Source organism: Streptomyces sp. NBC_01013 (assembly GCF_045162765.1).
GTDB lineage: Bacteria > Actinomycetota > Actinomycetes > Streptomycetales > Streptomycetaceae > Streptomyces.
Window position 1 is genome coordinate 5,198,135 of sequence record NZ_CP108687.1, and the last position, 22,235, is coordinate 5,220,369.

The 22,235-nt window shown below is 66.8% G+C and carries 15 protein-coding genes and 3 rRNA genes; 12 read left to right on the forward strand and 6 right to left on the reverse strand.

All coding sequences use genetic code 11. The features are described from left to right. Positions 1-112 precede the first annotated feature (112 nt). The 6 genes from OG538_RS22660 to OG538_RS22685 all read left to right on the forward strand — a co-directional run bounded on the left by OG538_RS22660 (position 113) and on the right by OG538_RS22685 (position 6,457). Entirely contained in the window at positions 113-295 is a 183-nt protein-coding gene (locus OG538_RS22660) for a Trm112 family protein (RefSeq protein ID WP_148018973.1), read from the forward strand. Between the two features lie 51 nt (positions 296-346). Continuing rightward, complete coding sequence (locus OG538_RS22665; RefSeq protein ID WP_406096371.1) at positions 347-1,483, forward strand: SIS domain-containing protein; 1,137 nt, start codon at positions 347-349, stop codon at positions 1,481-1,483. Between the two features lie 113 nt (positions 1,484-1,596). Beyond that, positions 1,597-2,799, forward strand: a complete 1,203-nt coding sequence (gene manA, locus OG538_RS22670; protein ID WP_406096373.1) for a mannose-6-phosphate isomerase, class I — start codon at positions 1,597-1,599, stop codon at positions 2,797-2,799. 88 nt (positions 2,800-2,887) lie between these two features. Further along, on the forward strand, positions 2,888-3,922 hold the full coding sequence (locus OG538_RS22675) for a cation diffusion facilitator family transporter (protein WP_406096375.1): 1,035 nt from the start codon (positions 2,888-2,890) through the stop codon (positions 3,920-3,922). A gap of 251 nt (positions 3,923-4,173) precedes the next feature. Then, the gene (gene ahcY / locus OG538_RS22680; RefSeq protein WP_406096377.1) at positions 4,174-5,631 is read left to right on the forward strand and encodes an adenosylhomocysteinase; all 1,458 of its coding nucleotides are present in this window, start codon (positions 4,174-4,176) and stop codon (positions 5,629-5,631) included. A 214-nt stretch (positions 5,632-5,845) separates the two neighbouring features. After that, a complete protein-coding gene (locus tag OG538_RS22685; protein ID WP_406096379.1) occupies positions 5,846-6,457 on the forward strand; it encodes a hypothetical protein in 612 nt (203 codons plus the stop codon). A gap of 250 nt (positions 6,458-6,707) precedes the next feature. On the opposite strand, the gene OG538_RS22690 is transcribed toward OG538_RS22685, so the two are convergent. Then, entirely contained in the window at positions 6,708-7,694 is a 987-nt protein-coding gene (locus OG538_RS22690) for an RDD family protein (RefSeq protein ID WP_406096381.1), read from the reverse strand. A gap of 119 nt (positions 7,695-7,813) precedes the next feature. Here OG538_RS22690 and OG538_RS22695 point away from each other — a divergent pair, with 119 nt between their 5' ends. The 4 genes from OG538_RS22695 (at position 7,814) to rrf (ending at position 14,675) form a co-directional block, all read left to right on the forward strand. Beyond that, positions 7,814-8,821 carry a stage II sporulation protein M gene (locus tag OG538_RS22695; protein ID WP_406096383.1) on the forward strand — a complete coding sequence of 336 codons (1,008 nt, stop codon included), beginning with the start codon at positions 7,814-7,816 and terminating at the stop codon, positions 8,819-8,821. A 707-nt stretch (positions 8,822-9,528) separates the two neighbouring features. Beyond that, positions 9,529-11,054: ribosomal RNA gene (locus OG538_RS22700) — 16S ribosomal RNA — on the forward strand. A gap of 300 nt (positions 11,055-11,354) precedes the next feature. Next, a 23S ribosomal RNA gene (locus OG538_RS22705) occupies positions 11,355-14,479 on the forward strand. Positions 14,480-14,558: 79 nt separating this feature from the next. Beyond that, positions 14,559-14,675, forward strand: a 5S ribosomal RNA gene (rrf, locus tag OG538_RS22710). The 16S, 23S and 5S rRNA genes sit together here, the layout of an rRNA operon. A 139-nt stretch (positions 14,676-14,814) precedes the next feature. On the opposite strand, the gene OG538_RS22715 is transcribed toward rrf, so the two are convergent. Genes OG538_RS22715 through OG538_RS22735 form a run of 5 tightly spaced genes read right to left on the reverse strand, consistent with a single transcriptional unit; the run spans position 14,815 to position 20,254 of the window. Beyond that, positions 14,815-16,125, reverse strand: coding sequence for a DUF58 domain-containing protein (locus tag OG538_RS22715; protein WP_406100262.1), 1,311 nt, complete (start codon positions 16,123-16,125; stop codon positions 14,815-14,817). Between the two features lie 11 nt (positions 16,126-16,136). Beyond that, complete coding sequence (locus OG538_RS22720; RefSeq protein WP_406096385.1) at positions 16,137-17,138, reverse strand: AAA family ATPase; 1,002 nt, start codon at positions 17,136-17,138, stop codon at positions 16,137-16,139. Then, a complete protein-coding gene (locus OG538_RS22725; protein ID WP_406096387.1) occupies positions 17,135-18,361 on the reverse strand; it encodes a DUF4350 domain-containing protein in 1,227 nt (408 codons plus the stop codon). Before OG538_RS22725 ends, OG538_RS22720 begins: the two co-directional genes overlap by 4 nt. Beyond that, on the reverse strand, positions 18,358-19,053 hold the full coding sequence (locus tag OG538_RS22730) for a DUF4129 domain-containing protein (RefSeq protein WP_406096389.1): 696 nt from the start codon (positions 19,051-19,053) through the stop codon (positions 18,358-18,360). The genes OG538_RS22725 and OG538_RS22730 overlap by 4 nt, the downstream gene beginning before the upstream one ends. Positions 19,054-19,057: 4 nt before the next feature. Next, a complete protein-coding gene (locus tag OG538_RS22735; RefSeq protein ID WP_406096391.1) occupies positions 19,058-20,254 on the reverse strand; it encodes a glycerophosphoryl diester phosphodiesterase membrane domain-containing protein in 1,197 nt (398 codons plus the stop codon). A gap of 140 nt (positions 20,255-20,394) precedes the next feature. On the opposite strand from OG538_RS22735, the gene mtnA reads away from it, so the two are divergent. Next, a complete protein-coding gene (gene mtnA / locus OG538_RS22740; RefSeq protein ID WP_406096393.1) occupies positions 20,395-21,540 on the forward strand; it encodes an S-methyl-5-thioribose-1-phosphate isomerase in 1,146 nt (381 codons plus the stop codon). Between the two features lie 4 nt (positions 21,541-21,544). Then, complete coding sequence (gene mtrA, locus OG538_RS22745) at positions 21,545-22,234, forward strand: two-component system response regulator MtrA (protein WP_005316841.1); 690 nt, start codon at positions 21,545-21,547, stop codon at positions 22,232-22,234. Position 22,235: the final 1 nt, after the last annotated feature.

A 22,235-nucleotide genomic window follows, 5' to 3' on the forward strand; every position in this document is an offset into this window, starting at 1 on the left:
AGGCGCCAAGCACGTGGCACGCAGCACGCAGCACGAACAAGCTCAACCGCACAGCCCACACCCGCACCACTGTCCCGCCCCCGCTCGCCCGCCCGCCCGAAGGGACCCACCCATGCCGCTCGAAGCCGGCCTCCTGGAGATCCTGGCCTGCCCGGCCTGCCACTCCCCCCTCGACGACCGGTCGGCGGCCGACAGCCCCGAACTGATCTGCACCGGAACCGACTGCGGCCTGGCCTATCCGGTACGGGACGGCATCCCCGTCCTCCTCGTCGACGAGGCCCGCCGCCCCGCGTAACAGGGCCCCCACCCCGCACGGTGATCGGCACGTGATCGGAGGACCGTCCCCATGCTCGACGAGTCGTTGCTCGATGCCCCGGAAGCCCTGGCCCGAGCCGACCGCCGCGGTCTGCTCCGCGGCGCCGCCGAAGCCGGGGCCCGGGTCCGTACCGCCGCCCGCCACGCGACGGAGGCCGGGATCACGGCGCTGAACCCGGAGGGCCGCCCGCGCGCCGTCCTCGTCGCGGGCGCCGGCACCGCCGCATCCGGGGTCGCCGACCTGATCGCGGCCCTGGCCGGGGCGTCCGCCCCGGTCACCCGGATCCACCCGACCGGGGTCGCCCCCGCCGCAGGCGCGATGCGATGGACGCTGCCCGGCTGGGCCGGCTCCGTCGACCTGCTCCTCATCGCCACGGCCGACGGCTCCGAACCGGGCCTGGCCCTCCTCGCGGAGCAGGCGTACCGCCGCGGCTGCACCGTCGTGGCCGTGGCGCCCCGGCAGTCACCCCTGCGCGAAGCGGTCGACGGCGTGCACGGACTCGTCGTACCGATGGCCTCCGCCCCGCACGGCGAGTACGACGCCGAGACCTCGGCCGCGGGACCCGGCACCCTGTGGGCGTTGTTCACCCCCCTGCTCGCGCTGCTCGACCGCGTCGGCCTGCTCACCGCACCCGCCGAAGCGCTGCAATCCGTAGCCGACCGCCTGGACCGCACGGCGGAGCGCTGCGGGCCGGCCATCGCCACGTACAGCAATCCCGCCAAGACACTGGCCGCCGAACTCGCGGACAGCCTGCCCCTCGTCTGGACGGAGGGCGACGCCGCGGGCCCGGTGGGGCGCAGGTTCGCCGCGGTCCTGGCCGAGCTCTCCGGTCGCCCGGCCCTCGCGGCCGAACTCCCCGAAGCGCTTCCCGCCCATGGCGGCCTGCTGGCCGGAGCCTTCGCCGCCGGGGCCGACCCCGACGACTTCTTCCGTGACCGGGTCGAGGAGTCCGAGCCCCTTCACGCCAGGGTCGTCCTGCTCCGCGACCGGCCCACCGGCGGCCTGAGCGCGGCTCCCGCGGCCCGCGAGCTGGCCCTGGGCCATGACACGGCCATCAGCGAGCTGGAACCGGAGGAGGGCAGCAGGCTCGAAGCCCTCGCCGAACTCCTCGCGGTCACCGACTTCGCCGCCGTCTACCTGGCCCTCGCCTCAGCGGCCCGCGCCTGAACCCTGTGACAGCGGCCCGTCCCGCGCGGCAACCCGGTGTCCCGCGCACAGCCGAGGCCCACGCAGACCACCGTAACGACCCACGCATCCCACACAGCACGAGGACGAATTCCATGGACCGGCTCTCCAACACCGTGCGCCCGTACGCCTGGGGCTCCACCACTCTCATCCCGGCCCTCCTGGGCATCGCCCCCACCGGCGAGCCCCAGGCGGAGATGTGGATGGGTGCCCATCCCGGAGCGCCCTCCCGGATATCCCGTCACGGCTCCGCCCCCGAAGCCCCGGACGCGCCCTCGGCAGTCATCGCCGAACAGGCCCTCACCGACGTCATCGCCGCCGACCCGGCCGGGGAACTCGGTCAGGCGGCCGTCGACAAGTTCGGCCCCCGTCTGCCGTTCCTCCTCAAGCTCCTCGCCGCCGGCGCCCCCCTCTCCCTCCAGGTCCACCCCGACCTCGCCCAGGCGCAGCGGGGTTACGCGGACGAGGAGCGCCGGTCCGTGCCGATCGACGCCGCGCACCGCACGTACAAGGACGCCAACCACAAGCCCGAGCTGATCTGCGCGCTCACCCCCTTCGACGGCCTGTGCGGCTTCCGCCGGCCCGTCGAGGCGGCCGAGGCGATGGAAGGGCTGGGCGTCGACTCCCTCAAGCCCTACGCCGATCTGCTGCGCGCCCGCCCGGAAGAGGCCGCCCTGCGTGAGGTCCTGACGGCGATCCTCATCGCGGACCCGGACGAGATGGCGGAGACGGTGACCGCCGCCGCGGCCGCCGCCGAACGGATCGGCGGCACCTACGCCCCGTATGCCCGCATCGCCCACCACTTTCCCGGTGACGCCGGGGTCATCGCGGCCATGCTGCTGAACTACGTGCAACTCCAGCCCGGAGAGGCCCTGTTCCTCGGCGCCGGTGTCCCGCACGCCTACCTCGCCGGTCTCGGCGTCGAAATCATGGCCAACTCGGACAACGTGCTGCGTTGTGGACTGACGCCGAAGCACATCGACGTACCAGAACTCCTGCGCATCGTCCGCTTCGAGGCGACCGAGCCGGGAATCCTGCGCCCCGAGGCGTCCCCGTCCGGCGAGGAGTTGTACGAGACGCCGGTCGACGAATTCCGGCTCTCGCGCTTCGACCTCTCACCGGGTGCGGCCCCGGTCGACCTGACCGCGGACACGCCCCAGATCCTGCTCTGCACGGCGGGCGCACCCGAGGCCGGCGAGCTCGTCCTCGGGCCGGGCGAATCGGTCTTCGTACCGGCGGGGGAGAAGGCGGAAGTGTCCGGTACGGGCACCTTGTTCCGTGCCACTGTGGTGGCCTGACGTACCGTCCGCACCAACGACTGCAACAATGTCCGGCCGTACCGCGGCCGCCGGAGCCGCAGCACCGAAGAAGGGACACCAGGCACCCATGAGTGCGTCAGGCGGAACCAAGGCGATCGTGGCGGCACTCGGCGCCAACCTCGCGATCGCAGTGGCCAAATTCGTGGCGTTCCTGTTCAGTGGCTCGTCGTCGATGCTCGCGGAGAGCGTCCACTCGCTCGCCGACTCGGGCAATCAGGGCCTGTTGCTGCTCGGCGGCAAGAAGGCCCAGCGCGAGGCCACCCCCCAACACCCCTTCGGGTACGGACGCGAGCGCTACATCTACGCGTTCCTCGTCTCCATCGTCCTGTTCTCGGTCGGTGGCATGTTCGCCGTGTACGAGGGCTACGAGAAGATCAAGCACCCGCACGAGATCGAGGCCTGGTACTGGCCGGTGGGTGTTCTGGTCTTCGCGATCATCGCCGAGGGCTTCTCCTTCCGTACGGCGATCAGGGAGTCCAACGAGACCCGCGGCTCGCTCACCTGGACCCAGTTCGTCCGCCGTGCGAAGGCCCCGGAACTCCCCGTCGTCCTGCTGGAGGACTTCGGCGCGCTCATCGGTCTGGTCCTGGCCCTCGCCGGCGTCGGCCTGGCCATCGGCACCGGCGACGGGATCTGGGACGGCATCGGCACCCTCTGCATCGGCATCCTGCTGATCGCCATCGCGATCGTCCTGGCGGCCGAGACGAAGTCCCTGCTGCTCGGTGAGGCCGCCGGCACCGATGAGGTCGAGAAGATCAAGACCGCGGTCGTCGACGGCCACACCGTCACCGGCATCATCCACATGCGTACGCTCCACCTCGGCCCGGAGGAGCTGCTGGTCGCCGCCAAGATCGCGGTCCAGCACGACGACACCGCCACCGAGGTGGCCAACGCCATCAACGCCGCGGAGTCCCGCATCCGCGAGGCGGTGCCGATCGCGCGTGTCATCTACCTGGAGCCGGACATCTACAACGAGGCGGCGGCCGCGGCGGGCATCAACCCGGCCAAACGGCCGGGCGGAGCACCGGCCGAGCCGACGGCCGGCGACACCCCGGGCGACGCCTCCGACACCCCGGCCGACCCCACGGAATCCGGCCACTGACCGCACCCGATACGCCGATGAGGCCGCTTCCGGACCCGGTGGACTGGGAGCGGCTGGGCCGTTCGGTGTAGATTCGGTGGCAGTGTCAGACGTCGCTGCTGATGGCGGTCGATCGGTCCGTACGCCGGACCGGCCGAGGGAGAGAGGGCCTCCGACGGACTGCGCTGCGAGCCGCCCGGGCATTCGTGTGCCCACCGCGTGCCGCAGAGCCGCCCTACCCACCCTCGACCCATCACGAGGAGCAGCCCGTTATGACGACGGTCGCCAATCGCCAGGACTTCAAGGTCGCCGACCTCTCCCTCGCCGCCTTCGGCCGCAAGGAGATCACCCTCGCCGAGCACGAGATGCCCGGCCTGATGTCCATCCGCAAGGAGTACGCCGCCACGCAGCCGCTGGCCGGCGCCCGCATCACCGGCTCGCTGCACATGACCGTGCAGACGGCCGTGCTGATCGAGACCCTGGTCGCCCTCGGCGCCGAGGTCCGCTGGGCCTCCTGCAACATCTTCTCCACCCAGGACCACGCCGCCGCGGCCATCGCTGTGGGTCCGAACGGCACCCCCGAAGCCCCCGCCGGCGTCCCGGTCTTCGCCTGGAAGGGCGAGTCGCTGGAGGAGTACTGGTGGTGCACGGAGCAGGCGCTGACCTGGCCGAACACCCCCACCGGCGGTCCGAACATGATCCTCGACGACGGTGGTGACGCCACCCTCCTCGTCCACAAGGGCGTGGAGTTCGAGAAGGCCGGCGCGGCCCCGGACCCGTCGACCGCGGACAGCGAGGAGTACGCGTACATCCTCACGCTGCTGAACCGCACCCTCGGCGAGTCCCCGCAGAAGTGGACGCAGCTGGCTTCCGAGATCCGTGGTGTCACGGAGGAGACCACGACCGGCGTGCACCGGCTGTACGAGATGCACCGCGACGGCACCCTCCTGTTCCCGGCGATCAACGTCAACGACGCGGTCACCAAGTCGAAGTTCGACAACAAGTACGGCTGCCGCCACTCGCTGATCGACGGCATCAACCGCGCCACCGACGTCCTGATCGGTGGCAAGACCGCCGTCGTCTGCGGCTACGGCGACGTCGGCAAGGGCTGCGCGGAGTCCCTGCGCGGCCAGGGCGCCCGAGTGATCATCACCGAGATCGACCCCATCTGCGCCCTGCAGGCGGCGATGGACGGCTACCAGGTGGCCACCCTCGACGACGTCGTCGCACAGGCCGACATCTTCGTCACCACGACCGGCAACAAGGACATCATCATGGCCGCCGACATGGCCAAGATGAAGCACCAGGCCATCGTCGGCAACATCGGCCACTTCGACAACGAGATCGACATGGCCGGCCTCGCCAAGATCGACGGCATCGTCAAGGACGAGGTCAAGCCGCAGGTCCACACCTGGACGTTCCCCGACGGCAAGGTCCTCATCGTGCTGTCCGAGGGCCGTCTGCTGAACCTGGGCAACGCCACCGGCCACCCCTCGTTCGTGATGTCCAACTCGTTCGCGGACCAGACCCTGGCCCAGATCGAGCTGTTCACCAAGCCCGAGGACTACCCGACCGACGTCTACGTGCTGCCCAAGCACCTCGACGAGAAGGTCGCCCGTCTCCACCTCGCCGCGCTCGGCGTGAAGCTCACGACGCTCCGCCCCGAGCAGGCCGCCTACATCGGGGTCGAGGTCGATGGCCCGTACAAGTCCGACCACTACCGCTACTGACACCTTCACCACCTGCGACGGCCTGCCGGTGACCGGGCGCCCCACCACCGGGTGGTGAAGACCGGCCGCCGGCAGACCCCGCAGCGTCTGCGGACGCGTGCGCGTCCGCAGACCCGGTGCCAAGCAGCAGCTACGAACGCAGGCCCCCGCACCCCCGTGCCGGGGGCCTGCGCCGTACCGCACCCGCACAGCCCGAGGAACCCGAAGGACCCCCATGCCACGCGGCCGATATTCGCTCCACGATCTCCACGACCACACCCCCCTCGGCGAAGAGCACTTCCACTGCGCACCAGGCCCCTCCGGCTGGCGCTATGTCTCCCAGACGACCGCCCCGTCCGGCGATCACCTCGGATCCGTGGACCTCACCCTCGACGAGCTCGGCCGCCCCATTCGTCTCGAACTCCATACCGCGAGCTGGCAGGTCCGCGGCGCCGCCCTCGAAGGCGTCACCTGGGTGCGCACCGACCCGAGCGGCACTCATGCCACCGAAGGCAATGTCCGCGCCCATGCCTTCAGTGGCACGTCCCCCGCGTTCCTCATCGCCACCGCACGGCTGCTGCGTCTCACCCCCACCTCCCCGTCGACCAGGCTCCGCGTCGTCACCTTCACGGACCCGGTGCTCGCCCCCCGTACCGTCGACCAGTCCTGGGCCCTGGTGAACAGTGAAGCGCACCCCACTGACAACGGCCCCCTGACCGTGGACACATACGAGGTCAGCGCCCTGGACACCGGTGAACAGCACACCGTCCACATCGCCGGCGACGTGGTCCTCTCGGCTCCCGGTGTCGAGCTCGAAGAGCTGGGATCCCCACCCTCCGACCGATAGGGCGTGGCCGGCGGATCAGGTCGGGCAGGCCCTGAGGGCTGTCCCGCACCCCCGGTGGGCGCACGACGCCGGCTACGGCACCCTCGCCGCGTTGCCGGAACACCCCGGTGCATCCGGTAGGCGGCCGCCCCTCCGCGGTGCGCTGCAGCGCATCCGGCGCCGCGCGCCGATCCACCAGGCAGTGCGGGACAGCCCTCAGGTGTCCTGTCGGGCCCCTTGATCGAGCCCGGCATGCTCCAAGCGAGCGGCTTCAGGCGGGCGGGGCGAACCCGGTGGCTGCCGGCCGCGCCGCCTCCGCACCGGGATCGGCCGCGCCGACCGGTCCGGCAGGGGCTGCCTGCCCGTCAGCGGGACGTGCCGGCGGGGCGGGGTGGGTCACCTGAACCGCGGCGGGCCCGGCACTCCACGGCGCGTTCGCACCCACGTCGAACGCGTCCCCCCTTCCCGTCCGAGGCCTCGCGTCAACCGGACCCTTGGCAGCGTGCGGGGCGGCGGCGAACGCCCGGCGCGCGTCGCGAGCCTGCCGTTCGTTGACCACGGCGGCCAGGAACGCTGCGGCAGGCACACCGACCGGAGCGGGAACCCCGGTCCGCTCGGCAAGTCCGCCGGCCAGCCGCTCCGCCATGGCCCGTCCCACTGCGGCGTCCAGCTGGTGCATCCGCGTCAGGTACTGCCGCACAGCGAGCCACAGATCGTCCGGAACCGCCGACAGGTCCAGCCCCGCGAACCGCCCGACCAGCCAGGGCGGCGGAGGCGGAACAGCCGCGGTCCTGCCCGCCGGAACCCTCTCCCGTACGACGAGCGTCCCCGCGAAGACGTCTCCGAGCCGCCGGCCCCGCGCCGAGACCAGCGACGCGACGGAGGCGACCACACCGAGCGTCGCCAGGATCTCCACCACACCCATCGCGCCCCGCACCAGCGCATGCCGGAACCGAATGGGCCCACCGTCGTCCCGTACGACCCGCAGCCCGCACGCGAGCTTCCCGAGCGAACGGCCGTGGCTGAGCGTCTCCACCGCGATGGGTGCTCCCACCAGAACCAGCAGGAAGGTCGCCACGGTCACCGCCGCCACCGCCGCGTCGTCGAGCGAGGCCGTCGCGATGGCCAATCCGATCGACACCAGCACGAAAACCGACCCGACCACCACGAGGTCGATGGCCAGAGCCAGTGCCCGGCTCGGCAATTTCGCCGGCCGCAACCCCAGCACGACCGCGTCCCCGGTCACGAGCTCACTCATCGCCGCCCACCCTTCGCCGAACATCCCTGCCCCTCGGGGCCACAGTCTGCCAAGCTGACCCGCAACGCGCCGCAGTTGTACGCACCCGTACACACCCATGCCAGGAGCAGCAGCCGACCATGGACCTCGACGTCTTCGTCAACGCCCATCGCATCGAGTGGGACCGTCTGGACCACCTCCTGCACCGAGGGCGGCGGCTCACGGGCGCGGAGGCCGACGAGCTCGTCGACCTCTACCAGCGCACGGCGACCCACCTCTCCCTGATCCAGTCCAGCGCCCCCGACCCCCTGCTCACCGCACGCCTCACGCAGCTGGTGGCCCGCGCCCGCTCTACGGTGACCGGCACCCGCCGCGCCTCCTGGCGGGACGCCGCGCACTTCCTCACGGCGGGCTTTCCCGCAGCGGTCTACCGCTCCAGGCACTGGTGGATACCCACCGCCGTCCTCTCCGCACTTCTGGCGGCGCTGATGGGCTGGTGGATCGGTACCCATCCTGAGGTTCAGTCGGCCATCGCCGCACCGGAGGATCTCCGCCGCCTCACCAGCCCGGGAGGTGAGTACGAGACGTACTACTCCAGTCACCCGGCGGCTTCGTTCGCCGCGCAGGTCTGGACGAACAACGCTCAGGCAGCCGCCATGTGCCTGGTACTCGGGGCGTTCCTGTGCGTCCCGGTGATATGGATCCTCTTCGTCAACGTGCTCAACCTCGCGGTGGGTGTGGGCCTCATGTCGTCGGCGGGCCGGCTCGACACCTTCCTCGGCCTGATCCTTCCCCACGGGCTGCTCGAACTCACTGCGGTCTTCGTCGCAGCCGGCACAGGACTCCGACTGGGCTGGACGGTCATCGACCCCGGCCCGCACACCCGGCGTACAGCACTGGCACAACAGGGTCGAGCCGCCATCGGCATGGCCATCGGACTCGCCCTCGTCCTGTTCGTGTCCGGAGTCATCGAAGGCTTCGTCACCCCCTCAGGCCTTCCGACCTGGGGTCGCATCACCATAGGAATCGTCGCTGAGCTGGCCTTCCTCGCCTACGTCTACATCCTGGGCGGCAGGGCGGCCCGAGCCGGCGACGCAGGCGACATCGCGACAGCCGAACGGAGCGCCGAGGTACCCGTGGCAGCCTGATGTGCGTACGGCCCCGCTGACCTGCTAGTCTCCTCTCTCGCCCCAAAAACCGTTGACACGGCGGACTGGGGGAGGTAGATTTTAACGGTTGCCTCGGACTGGACAGGTTCGAGCCCAACGGTTAGGTTTACCCCGCTCTCACCGGAAATCGAATTTCCGCAGAGCCATATGACTCCCACTCTCTGACGACATGAAGCCGATCAACTTCGGTGGAATTGTTTTCTGATAACGTCGAGTCCGCCGAAAGGCAAGGCCCCTTCAACGGCCACCAGAATTCAAATACGGACCGGAAACGGTGCGGAGTGGGTCTGGTAAGGTTGGAACCGCTGAAAAGGGAAAGCGCGAAAGTGAAGAACTGGAAAGCGAAAATGCGAAACCCGCTTCGACCGGGAATCGGACACGAAAGAGTCTGATAGAGTCGGAAACGCAAGACCGAAGGGAAGCGCCCGGAGGAAAGCCCCAGAAAATGTTCTGAGGGTGAGTACAAAGGAAGCGTCCGTTCCTTGAGAACTCAACAGCGTGCCAAAAGTCAACGCCAGATATGTTGATACCCCGACCTGCTTCGGCAGGTTCGAGGTTCCTTTGAAAAGTCCTAGCAGGTCTCTGGCCTGGTAGGCAATGCACACAGCGAGGACATAGTGGATGACCGGTCATATTCCGACCTGGTTGTCCCGCTCTCGTGGTGTCTACCCGATTACGGGAAAACATTCACGGAGAGTTTGATCCTGGCTCAGGACGAACGCTGGCGGCGTGCTTAACACATGCAAGTCGAACGATGAAGCCTTTCGGGGTGGATTAGTGGCGAACGGGTGAGTAACACGTGGGCAATCTGCCCTTCACTCTGGGACAAGCCCTGGAAACGGGGTCTAATACCGGATAACACTTTCCCTCTCATGGGGGAAGGTTAAAAGCTCCGGCGGTGAAGGATGAGCCCGCGGCCTATCAGCTAGTTGGTGGGGTAATGGCCTACCAAGGCGACGACGGGTAGCCGGCCTGAGAGGGCGACCGGCCACACTGGGACTGAGACACGGCCCAGACTCCTACGGGAGGCAGCAGTGGGGAATATTGCACAATGGGCGAAAGCCTGATGCAGCGACGCCGCGTGAGGGATGACGGCCTTCGGGTTGTAAACCTCTTTCAGCAGGGAAGAAGCGAAAGTGACGGTACCTGCAGAAGAAGCGCCGGCTAACTACGTGCCAGCAGCCGCGGTAATACGTAGGGCGCAAGCGTTGTCCGGAATTATTGGGCGTAAAGAGCTCGTAGGCGGCTTGTTGCGTCGGTTGTGAAAGCCCGGGGCTTAACCCCGGGTCTGCAGTCGATACGGGCAGGCTAGAGTGTGGTAGGGGAGATCGGAATTCCTGGTGTAGCGGTGAAATGCGCAGATATCAGGAGGAACACCGGTGGCGAAGGCGGATCTCTGGGCCATTACTGACGCTGAGGAGCGAAAGCGTGGGGAGCGAACAGGATTAGATACCCTGGTAGTCCACGCCGTAAACGTTGGGAACTAGGTGTTGGCGACATTCCACGTCGTCGGTGCCGCAGCTAACGCATTAAGTTCCCCGCCTGGGGAGTACGGCCGCAAGGCTAAAACTCAAAGGAATTGACGGGGGCCCGCACAAGCAGCGGAGCATGTGGCTTAATTCGACGCAACGCGAAGAACCTTACCAAGGCTTGACATATACCGGAAAGCATCAGAGATGGTGCCCCCCTTGTGGTCGGTATACAGGTGGTGCATGGCTGTCGTCAGCTCGTGTCGTGAGATGTTGGGTTAAGTCCCGCAACGAGCGCAACCCTTGTTCTGTGTTGCCAGCATGCCCTTCGGGGTGATGGGGACTCACAGGAGACTGCCGGGGTCAACTCGGAGGAAGGTGGGGACGACGTCAAGTCATCATGCCCCTTATGTCTTGGGCTGCACACGTGCTACAATGGCCGGTACAATGAGCTGCGATGCCGCGAGGCGGAGCGAATCTCAAAAAGCCGGTCTCAGTTCGGATTGGGGTCTGCAACTCGACCCCATGAAGTCGGAGTTGCTAGTAATCGCAGATCAGCATTGCTGCGGTGAATACGTTCCCGGGCCTTGTACACACCGCCCGTCACGTCACGAAAGTCGGTAACACCCGAAGCCGGTGGCCCAACCCCTTGTGGGAGGGAGCTGTCGAAGGTGGGACTGGCGATTGGGACGAAGTCGTAACAAGGTAGCCGTACCGGAAGGTGCGGCTGGATCACCTCCTTTCTAAGGAGCACTTCTTACCGAGTCCGCTCGGTCAGAGGCCAGTACACCGGCGAATGTTCGGTGCTGGTTGCTCATGGGTGGAACGTTGACTATTCGGCACGGTTGGCTGGTTTTCGTAAGTACTGCTTCGGCGTGGAACGCGTAAACGAGTTGACTGTGTCGGGCACGCTGTTGGGTATCTGAAGGTGCGGCCGTCATGGTCGTCCTTCGGTTGCCGGCCCCAGTGAACTCGCCTGTAAGGGTGGGGTGATGGGTGGCTGGTCGTTGTTTGAGAACTGCACAGTGGACGCGAGCATCTGTGGCCAAGTTTTTAAGGGCGCACGGTGGATGCCTTGGCACCAGGAACCGATGAAGGACGTGGGAGGCCACGATAGGCCCCGGGGAGCTGTCAACCAAGCTTTGATCCGGGGGTGTCCGAATGGGGAAACCCGGCAGTCGTCATGGGCTGTCACCCGCTGCTGAACACATAGGCAGTGTGGAGGGAACGAGGGGAAGTGAAACATCTCAGTACCCTCAGGAAGAGAAAACAACCGTGATTCCGGGAGTAGTGGCGAGCGAAACTGGATCAGGCCAAACCGTATGCGTGTGATACCCGGCAGGGGTTGCGCATGCGGGGTTGTGGGATCTCTTTTTCACGGTCTGCCGGCCGTGAGACGAGTCAGAAACCGTTGATGTAGGCGAAGGACATGCGAAAGGTCCGGCGTAGAGGGTAAGACCCCCGTAGCTGAAACATTAACGGCTCGTTTAAGAGACACCCAAGTAGCACGGGGCCCGAGAAATCCCGTGTGAATCTGGCGGGACCACCCGTTAAGCCTAAATATTCCCTGGTGACCGATAGCGGATAGTACCGTGAGGGAATGGTGAAAAGTACCGCGGGAGCGGAGTGAAATAGTACCTGAAACCGTGTGCCTACAAGCCGTGGGAGCGTCGCTGTGTGTGCTTGCACATGCAGTCGTGACTGCGTGCCTTTTGAAGAATGAGCCTGCGAGTTTGCGGTGTGTTGCGAGGTTAACCCGTGTGGGGAAGCCGTAGCGAAAGCGAGTCCGAATAGGGCGATTTAGTAGCGCGCTCAAGACCCGAAGCGGAGTGATCTAGCCATGGGCAGGTTGAAGCGGAGGTAAGACTTCGTGGAGGACCGAACCCACCAGGGTTGAAAACCTGGGGGATGACCTGTGGTTAGGGGTGAAAGGCCAATCAAACTCCGTGATAGCTGGTTCTCCCCGAAATGCATTTAGGTGCAGCGTCGTGTGTTTCTTGCCGGAGGTAGAGCACTGGATAGGCGATGGGCCCTACCGGGTTACTGACCTTAGCCAAACTCCGAATGCCGGTAAGTGAGAGCACGGCAGTGAGACTGTGGGGGATAAGCTCCATGGTCGAGAGGGAAACAGCCCAGAGCATCGACTAAGGCCCCTAAGCGTACGCTAAGTGGGAAAGGATGTGGAGTCGCAGAGACAACCAGGAGGTTGGCTTAGAAGCAGCCACCCTTGAAAGAGTGCGTAATAGCTCACTGGTCAAGTGATTCCGCGCCGACAATGTAGCGGGGCTCAAGCGTACCGCCGAAGTCGTGTCATTCACACATATAGGGCCAACGCCTGTGTGGATGGGTAGGGGAGCGTCGTGTGCCGGGTGAAGCAGCCGCGGAAGCGAGTTGTGGACGGTTCACGAGTGAGAATGCAGGCATGAGTAGCGATACACACGTGAGAAACGTGTGCGCCGATTGACTAAGGGTTCCTGGGTCAAGCTGATCTGCCCAGGGTAAGTCGGGACCTAAGGCGAGGCCGACAGGCGTAGTCGATGGACAACCGGTTGATATTCCGGTACCCGCTTTGAAACGCCCAATACTGAATCAGGCGATGCTAAGTCCGTGAAGCCGGCCCGATCTCTTCGGAGTTGAGGGTAGTGGTGGAGCCGACGAACCAGACTTGTACTAGGTAAGCGATGGGGTGACGCAGGAAGGTAGTCCAGCCCGGGCGGTGGTAGTCCCGGGGTAAGGGTGTAGGCCGTGTGGTAGGTAAATCCGTCACACATTAAGGCTGAGACCTGATGCCGAGCCGATTGTGGTGAAGTGGATGATCCTATGCTGTCGAGAAAAGCCTCTAGCGAGTTTCATGGCGGCCCGTACCCTAAACCGACTCAGGTGGTCAGGTAGAGAATACCGAGGCGTTCGGGTGAACTATGGTTAAGGAACTCGGCAAAATGCCCCCGTAACTTCGGGAGAAGGGGGGCCATCACTGGTGAGGGAACTTGCTTCCTGAGCTGGGGGTGGCCGCAGAGACCAGCGAGAAGCGACTGTTTACTAAAAACACAGGTCCGTGCGAAGCCGTAAGGCGATGTATACGGACTGACGCCTGCCCGGTGCTGGAACGTTAAGGGGACCGGTTAGCTGACTTTCGGGTCGGCGAAGCTGAGAACTTAAGCGCCAGTAAACGGCGGTGGTAACTATAACCATCCTAAGGTAGCGAAATTCCTTGTCGGGTAAGTTCCGACCTGCACGAATGGCGTAACGACTTCTCGACTGTCTCAACCATAGGCCCGGTGAAATTGCACTACGAGTAAAGATGCTCGTTTCGCGCAGCAGGACGGAAAGACCCCGGGACCTTTACTATAGTTTGATATTGGTGTTCGGTTCGGCTTGTGTAGGATAGGTGGGAGACTTTGAAGCGGCCACGCCAGTGGTTGTGGAGTCGTCGTTGAAATACCACTCTGGTCGTGCTGGATGTCTAACCTGGGTCCGTGATCCGGATCAGGGACAGTGTCTGATGGGTAGTTTAACTGGGGCGGTTGCCTCCTAAAGAGTAACGGAGGCGCCCAAAGGTTCCCTCAGCCTGGTTGGCAATCAGGTGTTGAGTGTAAGTGCACAAGGGAGCTTGACTGTGAGACCGACGGGTCGAGCAGGGACGAAAGTCGGGACTAGTGATCCGGCAGTGGCTTGTGGAAGCGCTGTCGCTCAACGGATAAAAGGTACCCCGGGGATAACAGGCTGATCTTCCCCAAGAGTCCATATCGACGGGATGGTTTGGCACCTCGATGTCGGCTCGTCGCATCCTGGGGCTGGAGTCGGTCCCAAGGGTTGGGCTGTTCGCCCATTAAAGCGGTACGCGAGCTGGGTTTAGAACGTCGTGAGACAGTTCGGTCCCTATCCGCTGTGCGCGTAGGAATATTGAGAAGGGCTGTCCCTAGTACGAGAGGACCGGGACGGACGAACCTCTGGTGTGCCAGTTGTCCTGCCAAGGGCATGGCTGGTTGGCTACGTTCGGAAAGGATAACCGCTGAAAGCATCTAAGCGGGAAGCCTGCTTCGAGATGAGTATTCCCACCCTCTTGAAGGGTTAAGGCTCCCAGTAGACGACTGGGTTGATAGGCCAGATGTGGAAGCCCGGTAACGGGTGGAGCTGACTGGTACTAATAGGCCGAGGGCTTGTCCTCAGTTGCTCGCGTCCACTGTGTTAGTTCTGAAATAACGAACGGCCGTGTTTTGTTCCGGTGTTGGTTAATTTCATAGTGTTTCGGTGGTCATTGCGTTAGGGAAACGCCCGGTTACATTCCGAACCCGGAAGCTAAGCCTTTCAGCGCCGATGGTACTGCAGGGGGGACCCTGTGGGAGAGTAGGACGCCGCCGAACTCCTTTTGATAGTTAAGCCCCGTGCCCTTGTGGCACGGGGCTTTTCTGCGTTCCGGACCAGAATGAGCCCGGCCGGATGTCAGCGGGTACGACCAGTGCAGCTTTCTGTACCCGCTGATTCATCGACGGGCCGGTGGCGCTACAGCCGGCCCGCTGCCTTGAGAGCCAGATAGGCATCCGCGAGGGCCGGGGCAAGGCTGTCCGGAGTGGCGTCCACGACGCACACGCCGCGCCGCTGGAGCTGATCCGCGGTCCGACGCCTATGAGCCTGTGCTCGGGCTCCGGCAGCAGCCTCGTAGATGGCGTCCACTGAGCCTCTCGCTCCTGCCATTTCCTCGATATGCGGGTCCCTGACGGCGGCCAACAGCACGGTATGCCGCTGGGTGAGCCGCGGAAGTACGTTCAGCAGGCCCTCCTCGAGAGCCGCTGCGTCAAGGCTGGTCAGCAGCACGATCAAGGAGCGCCGGGGAGCATGGGACAACACGGCGGCGCTGAGACCGCGTGCGTCGGTTTCCACGAGTTCCGGCTCCAGTGGTGCCAGGGCGTCGACCGCTGCCGACAGCACCTCTCCGGCTGCCCGGCCGCGGACCTGGGCTCGCACGCGCCGGTCGTATGCGAGGAGGTCCACGCGATCGCCGGCGCGGGTGGCGAGGGCGGTGAGGAGCAGGGCAGCGTCCATCGAGGCATCGAGACGCGGGACATCGCCGACCCGGCCTGCTGATGTGCGGCCGGTATCGAGGACGACGAGGATGTGCCGGTCGCGCTCGGGGCGCCAGGTCCTTACGGCGACCGCCGACTGGCGCGCAGTGGCCCGCCAGTCGATTGAACGGGTGTCGTCACCGGGAACGTAGGCGCGAAGGCTGTCGAATTCCGTGCCCTCTCCCCGGGTGAGGACGCTGGTACGGCCGTCCAGTTCGCGCAGTCTGGCGAGGCGGGACGGCAGGTGTTTGCGACTCGTGAAGGGTGGCAGCACGCGCACTTTCCAAGGAGCGTGGTGACTGCCCTGGCGTGCCGCGAGCCCCAGCGGTCCGTAGGACCGGACGGTGATCCGCTCGGCCTGCCGGTCGCCTCGGCGCGTGGGGTGCAAAAGCGTGGTGAGACGGCGACGCTCGCCGGGCGGGACATCCAGTTTGTGGCGAGAGGCAGCCTGATCCGTACCGGGGAGCCAGCTGCTGGGCGGCCATGCGTCGCGGAGGTGTGCCCGTAGGCGACGGCGGGAAGGATTGATTACGGTGAGTTGCACCGCGGCGCTGTCGCCGAGTCGAACGGTTGTATCACCGGATCGGGTGAACTGGAGCGGACGCACTGGTGCTGCCAGGGCGTAGTCGCACAGAATAGCTAGAGAGAGCGGGGCATTGACCGCGAGCATGCCCGTCCAGCTCGGGGCCAGGATGCCTACAGGGAGTGACCCCAGGGCGGCGAGCAGGGCGGTGCGTCCGGTGAGGGCCACCATTCACCGCCTCAACGGGGTACGGGGACGTGGGCGAGGACTGCGGTGATGACGGAGTCGGGGGTGACTCCCTCCATCTCCGCCTCGGGCCGCAGCTGAATGCGATGCCGGAGCGTGGGGAGCGCGAGAGCTTTCACGTCATCGGGGGTGACGTAATCGCGGCCGGTCAACCAGGCCCAGGCACGGGCGGTGGAGAGCAGAGCTGTGGCCCCTCGGGGCGAGACACCCAGGGAGAGCGAGGGGGACTCGCGCGTGGCACGACAGATATCTACGACATAGCCGGCGATCTCGGGGGAGACGGTGGTCTTGGCGACAGCGGTGCGTGCGGCCTCCAGGTCGGCCGGCCCGGCTACCGGACGTATGCCGGCCGCCTGCAGGTCGCGGGGGTTGAAGCCGTCGGCATGGCGGGTCAGAACGTTGATCTCGTCGTCGCGGGATGGCAGCGGAACGGTCAGTTTGAGCAGGAACCGGTCCAACTGGGCTTCAGGAAGGGGATACGTGCCCTCGTACTCCACCGGGTTCTGCGTGGCGGCGACGAGGAAGGGGTCCGGCAGCGGACGAGGGATCCCGTCGACGGTGACCTGGCGTTCTTCCATTGCTTCCAGAAGGGAGGACTGGGTCTTGGGAGGAGTCCGGTTGATCTCGTCGGCGAGCAGGAGGTTGGTGAACACCGGCCCGGGCTGGAAAGAGAACTCAGCAGTGCGGGCGTCGTAGACGAGTGACCCGGTGACATCGCTGGGCATCAGGTCGGGGGTGAACTGGACGCGCTTGGTGTCGAGTTCGAGCGATGCTGCGAGCGCTCTGACCAAGAGGGTCTTGGCCACGCCAGGGACACCTTCGAGCAGAACATGGCCGCGGCAGAGCAGTGCGACGACGAGACCGGTGACTGCCGGGTCCTGGCCGACGACAGCCTTGGCGATCTCGGAGCGGAGGGTTTCCAGGGAGGCACGGGCCGCGGCGTCGCTGCTGATGGTCCCGGTCGTCCCGGCAGGAATGGGGGGCGGGGCGGTCATGAGGTACGGACCTCTCTTTCGAGGATGTCGAGTTGGTCTGCCAGAAGGACGAGAGCGGCGTCGTCGGCGGGTGCCGACCCGAAGAGCAGTGGGTGGAGACGGGTGGCCTCAGGTACGCGACGTGCGGACAGGGCGGGGAGGAGTGACGTGGGCGAGTGGGCGTCGCGCGGGGAGACACCGACGAGGGGGGCGATGCGAGTACGAGTGGCGTGGCGCAACGAGTCGGCCGCCCGGTCGCGGGCGTTGGCCTTGCGCTGAAGGCGCGCACGGCCCTCGGTGGATTCGGAGGCACGGATGGCTACGGGCAGCCGTTCGGCGACCACTGGACCCAGCCGCCGCGCTCGCCACACGGCCGCGAGTGCGGCGGCGAGGGCGAGCTGCAGGGTTCCCCAGAGCCAGCCCGATGGGATCAGAGCGATGAAGCTGCTCTCGTCCTTCTCGCTGGCGCCGTCCGTGCTGCTGTCCTGCCCTCCACCGCTGTTCGCGGCGGAGGGATCACTGAGCGAGGGGAGGTACCAGACCAGATGCGGGCGCGAGCCGAGGAGTTGAAGGGCCAGGGAGGCATTGCCCGCCTTGTCCAGACGGCTGTTGTAGAGGAGGTCGGCCGATCCGAGCAGAACGGTGTCACCCGATGCCGACTGCCCTGTCACGAGCAGGGAAGGCAAGCCGTCGGCCGGGTAGCAGGCCTGGGCGTCCATGCCGTCCGATGTGTAGCGGAAGCCTCCTGTCTCCGCGCTGCCGGCTTGCCGTGCGGCGGCCAGGAGACACTGCGGCGTCCGCGTGGAGACGGGCGCGGAGGATCTGGCGCGCACACCGGGGGCCAACGCGCCGACCGACGTCGGGCCCGCAGCCAGGAGCACGGTCCGGCCGCCCGTACCGGTGGTCGTCGCCCGGAGCACATGCTGCTGAGACGGCGTCAGCAGGTTGGGGTTCGCGACGAGCAGGGTGGTGTCGGGGCCGGCCGCGGACGTGGCGGCGTCGAGGGTGGTGACCACGCCGACGGAGACGCCACGTTCCTTGAGGAGTTCGGCTACGGCCCTGCTGCCGAATCGATCCGCGGAGCGGGGGTCGAGCCTTCCGTGCTGGTCTCCGGACCGGGTGGCAGCCAACGCGATGCCCGCGGCCACGAGCACAAGAAGGGCGAGCAGCAGTCCGCGAGTGCGGATCCAGACCTGGCGCGGAGTGGGCGAGGTGGAGGTGGTGCGGGCGCCGGCCGTGCTCATTCGGCAGCCCCCGGGAGCGTGCCGGACAGATGCGGTGTTGCGGCCTCGAGATCGAGGTCCAGGGCGTGTATGGCCAGATACGCCGCTCGGTCGGCGGAACGTCCCCCGTATGTGACGTCGTCGAACGCCCTGGCCGCCGAACGCAGCCGGGAGGCATGTGCGGGAAGCGTGCGGCCGGCTTCCGCTGCGGCTTCGTCGGCGGTGCGCCCGGGGCGGGCGTCGAGCAGATCGCGTTCCTCGAGGGAACGGACGACGGCCCGCATGCGCTCCTGCACTGCCTGGTTCCACCGGTCGGCAGCCGCGTGGGCGTCGGCGGCGGCGCGGTGTTCCGGTGCGCTGCGGGGGCCGCTCTCGAAGAGGGCTTCCGCAGCGCGCAGGCTGCGCTGCGGGGTGCCCAGTCGCCACAGGAGCGCGGCGATCAGAACAATGACGATCAGTACGAGTACGACCAGGCCCGCCGGCCCGCCAGGGGCCGCGCCGGAGGCGGACGAGAGGAGGTCGCCGATCCAGTTCCACAGGTGGTCCAGGGCGCGCTGGAGCGGATTCGGATCGTTCTCGTGGTACATCGGTTTCGACAGTTCGTGCCGTGCAGCCTCGCGAGCGGGCACCCGAGGGATGTCCACGGGTATGTCGCCGCTCGCCCGAATCAGGAACTCTGCCGCCGCTGTCTTTGTGTCACCCGCCCCCGACACGGTGTCAGCTCCTGTTGGCGTAGCCCGGCAGACCGGCTGCCCGGGCGAGGTCGATGTCGAGCGCTTCGCGTCGGATGCGCTGGTCCACGTACAGAAGGGCCATGACACCGGCGGACAGCGGATAGGCGATCGTGGCGACGACTACGTCGCCGATGGCGGAGACGATCAGGAACGGCCAGCCGAAATTCGCGGTTCCCTCGGTCAGCAGGGAGTGCAGACCGCCGTCATCCACGGCCACCGCGATGAGGCCGAACGGGATGCCGATGACCAGCGACACGATGAGCGTCAGCAGGGAGGTGAGCGCGAGGATGCCGAAGGTGCGCCACCAGGCGCCGCGGACCAGTTTGGCGGAGCGCCGCATCGATGCGGTGATCGACTGCCGTTCCAGCATCAGGGCCGGGGAGGCGAGGCTGAACCGGACCATGAGCCAGAGGAACACACCGCCGGCGGCCAGCAGTCCGATGAAGGCGAGGCCCACACCTGCCGTGTCGCCGATCAGGAAGCCCGGGAGGATCCCCGCGGTCATGATGGCTGCTGCCATGGCGGTCAGCACGACGGTCAGGCCCAGGAGCGGGAGCAGCCGGGGCCGGGCCTCGGTCCAGGCGTCGGAGAGCGTGACGGGGCGGCCCAGCACCGAGCGGCTGATGACCATGGTCAGCACCGCGGTGGTGAAAATCGTGGCGAGCATCGTGATGAGCAGGGACGGTGTGCTGTTGAGCAGGCTGGAGCGGAACGAGTCGGCGGCCTGACGCAGGGCTTCCGACCCGGTGGCGTTCCGGTCGATCGACGGAGGCTCCGGCAGCAGGTACCGCTGCACCAGCAGGATGGCCGCCTGAGCGATCACGGAGACGGTGAGAGTGATGCCGAGGACCGTGCGCCAGTGCGCGCGCATCGTGGATACGGCACCGTCCAGGATCTCGCCGACGCCCAGCGGTCGCAGGGGAATGACACCGGGCTTGGCCGCGGCCGGTGGGCGCGCCCACCCGGGACCCTGCGGGGGAACGCCCCACCCGGGAGGGGGCGCGCCGGGGCCGGTGCCGGAATGCGCCGGCGGGGACCACTGCCCTGCCGGCGGCTGCGTGGAAGACCAGTGTTCCGCAGGCCCACTGCCGTCGACGGGCTCGGAAGGGCGGGGGACGCCTGCCTCCTGACCGTCGGAGGGGGCAGATCCGGGCGAAGCCCAGCCCGGAGTGTCGTTCATTCTCGCTCCTTCACGGTCCTGTCCGCGCATCGAGGCGTCAGGTTGGCAGCCATCGTGCCACGCGTTGCACCCGTCCGGGCCTGGCGCTGCATCTCGATCGTTCCTTCCTGCACGGGTGGCTCACCGGGCAGACTGGAGGGATGGCTGATCAGGACGTGCAATCGCCGGTGGGCAGCGAGCCTGCCGCGCTTTCCGTGCTTCGCTGGGACGAGCCTCCGGAAGGCCCTGTGCTGGTGCTTCTCGACCAGACGAGGCTGCCGGCGGAGGAGGTCGAGCTGGCGTGTACCGACGTTCCCGCGCTGGTGGAGGCGATCCGGTCCCTGGCGGTGCGCGGAGCGCCACTGCTGGGTATCGCAGGGGCCTACGGGGTCGCCCTCGCTGCCGCCCGGGGATATGACGTGGCGGAGGCCGCGGGCCTGCTGGAGCAGGCGAGGCCCACCGCGGTGAACCTCGGGTACGGCGTCCGGCGTGCTGCCGCGGCGTACTGGGCGGCCGTCGAAAAGGGGGCCGGCCCGGAGGGGGCGGCGGCGGTGGCGCTGGACGAGGCCCGGGCGCTGCACCGGGAGGATGCCGTGGCCAGCGGGCACATGGCGCGGTTCGGGCTAGCCCTCCTGAACGAGTTGTTGCCCGGCGGCGGGCACCGGCTGCTGACTCACTGCAACACCGGCGCCCTCGTCTCAGGGGGCGAGGGGACAGCCTTCGCGGTGGCGCTCGGGGCACACCGGGCGGGGCGGCTCAGGCGCCTGTGGGTGGACGAGACCCGCCCGCTGCTGCAGGGCGCCCGGCTGACCGCGTTCGAGGCGGCGCGCAACGGCATGCCGTACAGCTTGCTCACGGACAACGCCGCCGGGTCGCTGTTCGCCGCGGGGGAGGTGGACGCCGTGCTCATCGGAGCGGACCGCATCGCTGCGGACGGAGCGGTGGCCAACAAGGTGGGGAGTTATCCGCTGGCGGTGCTCGCGAAGTATCACCACGTACCGTTCATCGTGGTGGCACCGACCACGACCGTGGATCTGCACACCGCGGACGGGGCGGCCATCACCGTGGAACAGCGGCCGGCCAAGGAAGTGACCGAGGTCACGTCGCCGCAGCTGGGGGCTGACGGGCGGCCCCCGGCCGGAGTGCCCGTGGCGCCGGTGGGAACCCCGGCCTACAACCCCGCGTTCGACATCACACCGCCGGAGCTGGTCACGGCGATCGTCACGGAGGAGGGCGTAATCTCCCCGGTCACAGGGGTCGGACTGGCAGAGCTGTGTGCCAGATCATCGCAGATAACGATTAGCTAATGGGATGATGTCGTTTATGAAGGGACGCGTCCTTGTCGTCGACGACGACACCGCACTGGCCGAGATGCTCGGGATTGTGCTGCGTGGTGAGGGGTTCGAGCCGTCGTTCGTAGCGGACGGCGACAAGGCACTTGCTGCATTTCGTGAGGCAAAACCGGACCTGGTCCTGCTGGATCTCATGCTGCCCGGTAGGGACGGCATCGAGGTCTGCAGGTTGATCAGGGCCGAGTCCGGTGTGCCGATCGTCATGCTCACTGCCAAGAGCGACACGGTTGACGTTGTGGTGGGCCTGGAGTCCGGGGCCGACGACTACATCGTCAAGCCGTTCAAACCTAAGGAGTTGGTTGCCCGGATCAGGGCACGTTTGCGTAGGTCCGAGGAGCCGGCACCGGAGCAGTTGACCATCGGTGACCTGGTCATCGATGTGGCCGGACATTCGGTGAAGCGGGACGGGCAGTCCATTGCCCTGACGCCGCTGGAGTTCGACCTGCTGGTCGCGCTCGCTCGCAAGCCGTGGCAGGTCTTCACCCGTGAGGTACTCCTCGAGCAGGTCTGGGGATACCGCCACGCCGCCGACACCCGTCTGGTGAACGTGCACGTGCAGCGGCTCCGCTCCAAGGTCGAGAAGGACCCGGAGCGGCCGGAGATCGTCGTGACCGTCCGAGGCGTCGGTTACAAGGCCGGACCGAGCTGAT

Coding starts and splice junctions, on each gene's coding strand:
- OG538_RS22660 (WP_148018973.1), top strand. CDS start 113: ATGCCGCTCGAAGCCGGCCTCCTGGAGATCCTGGCCTGCCCGGCCTGC.
- OG538_RS22665 (WP_406096371.1), top strand. CDS start 347: ATGCTCGACGAGTCGTTGCTCGATGCCCCGGAAGCCCTGGCCCGAGCC.
- manA (WP_406096373.1), top strand. CDS start 1,597: ATGGACCGGCTCTCCAACACCGTGCGCCCGTACGCCTGGGGCTCCACC.
- OG538_RS22675 (WP_406096375.1), top strand. CDS start 2,888: ATGAGTGCGTCAGGCGGAACCAAGGCGATCGTGGCGGCACTCGGCGCC.
- ahcY (WP_406096377.1), top strand. CDS start 4,174: ATGACGACGGTCGCCAATCGCCAGGACTTCAAGGTCGCCGACCTCTCC.
- OG538_RS22685 (WP_406096379.1), top strand. CDS start 5,846: ATGCCACGCGGCCGATATTCGCTCCACGATCTCCACGACCACACCCCC.
- OG538_RS22690 (WP_406096381.1), bottom strand. CDS start 7,694: ATGAGTGAGCTCGTGACCGGGGACGCGGTCGTGCTGGGGTTGCGGCCG.
- OG538_RS22695 (WP_406096383.1), top strand. CDS start 7,814: ATGGACCTCGACGTCTTCGTCAACGCCCATCGCATCGAGTGGGACCGT.
- OG538_RS22720 (WP_406096385.1), bottom strand. CDS start 17,138: ATGACCGCCCCGCCCCCCATTCCTGCCGGGACGACCGGGACCATCAGC.
- OG538_RS22725 (WP_406096387.1), bottom strand. CDS start 18,361: ATGAGCACGGCCGGCGCCCGCACCACCTCCACCTCGCCCACTCCGCGC.
- OG538_RS22735 (WP_406096391.1), bottom strand. CDS start 20,254: ATGAACGACACTCCGGGCTGGGCTTCGCCCGGATCTGCCCCCTCCGAC.
- mtnA (WP_406096393.1), top strand. CDS start 20,395: ATGGCTGATCAGGACGTGCAATCGCCGGTGGGCAGCGAGCCTGCCGCG.
- mtrA (WP_005316841.1), top strand. CDS start 21,545: ATGATGTCGTTTATGAAGGGACGCGTCCTTGTCGTCGACGACGACACC.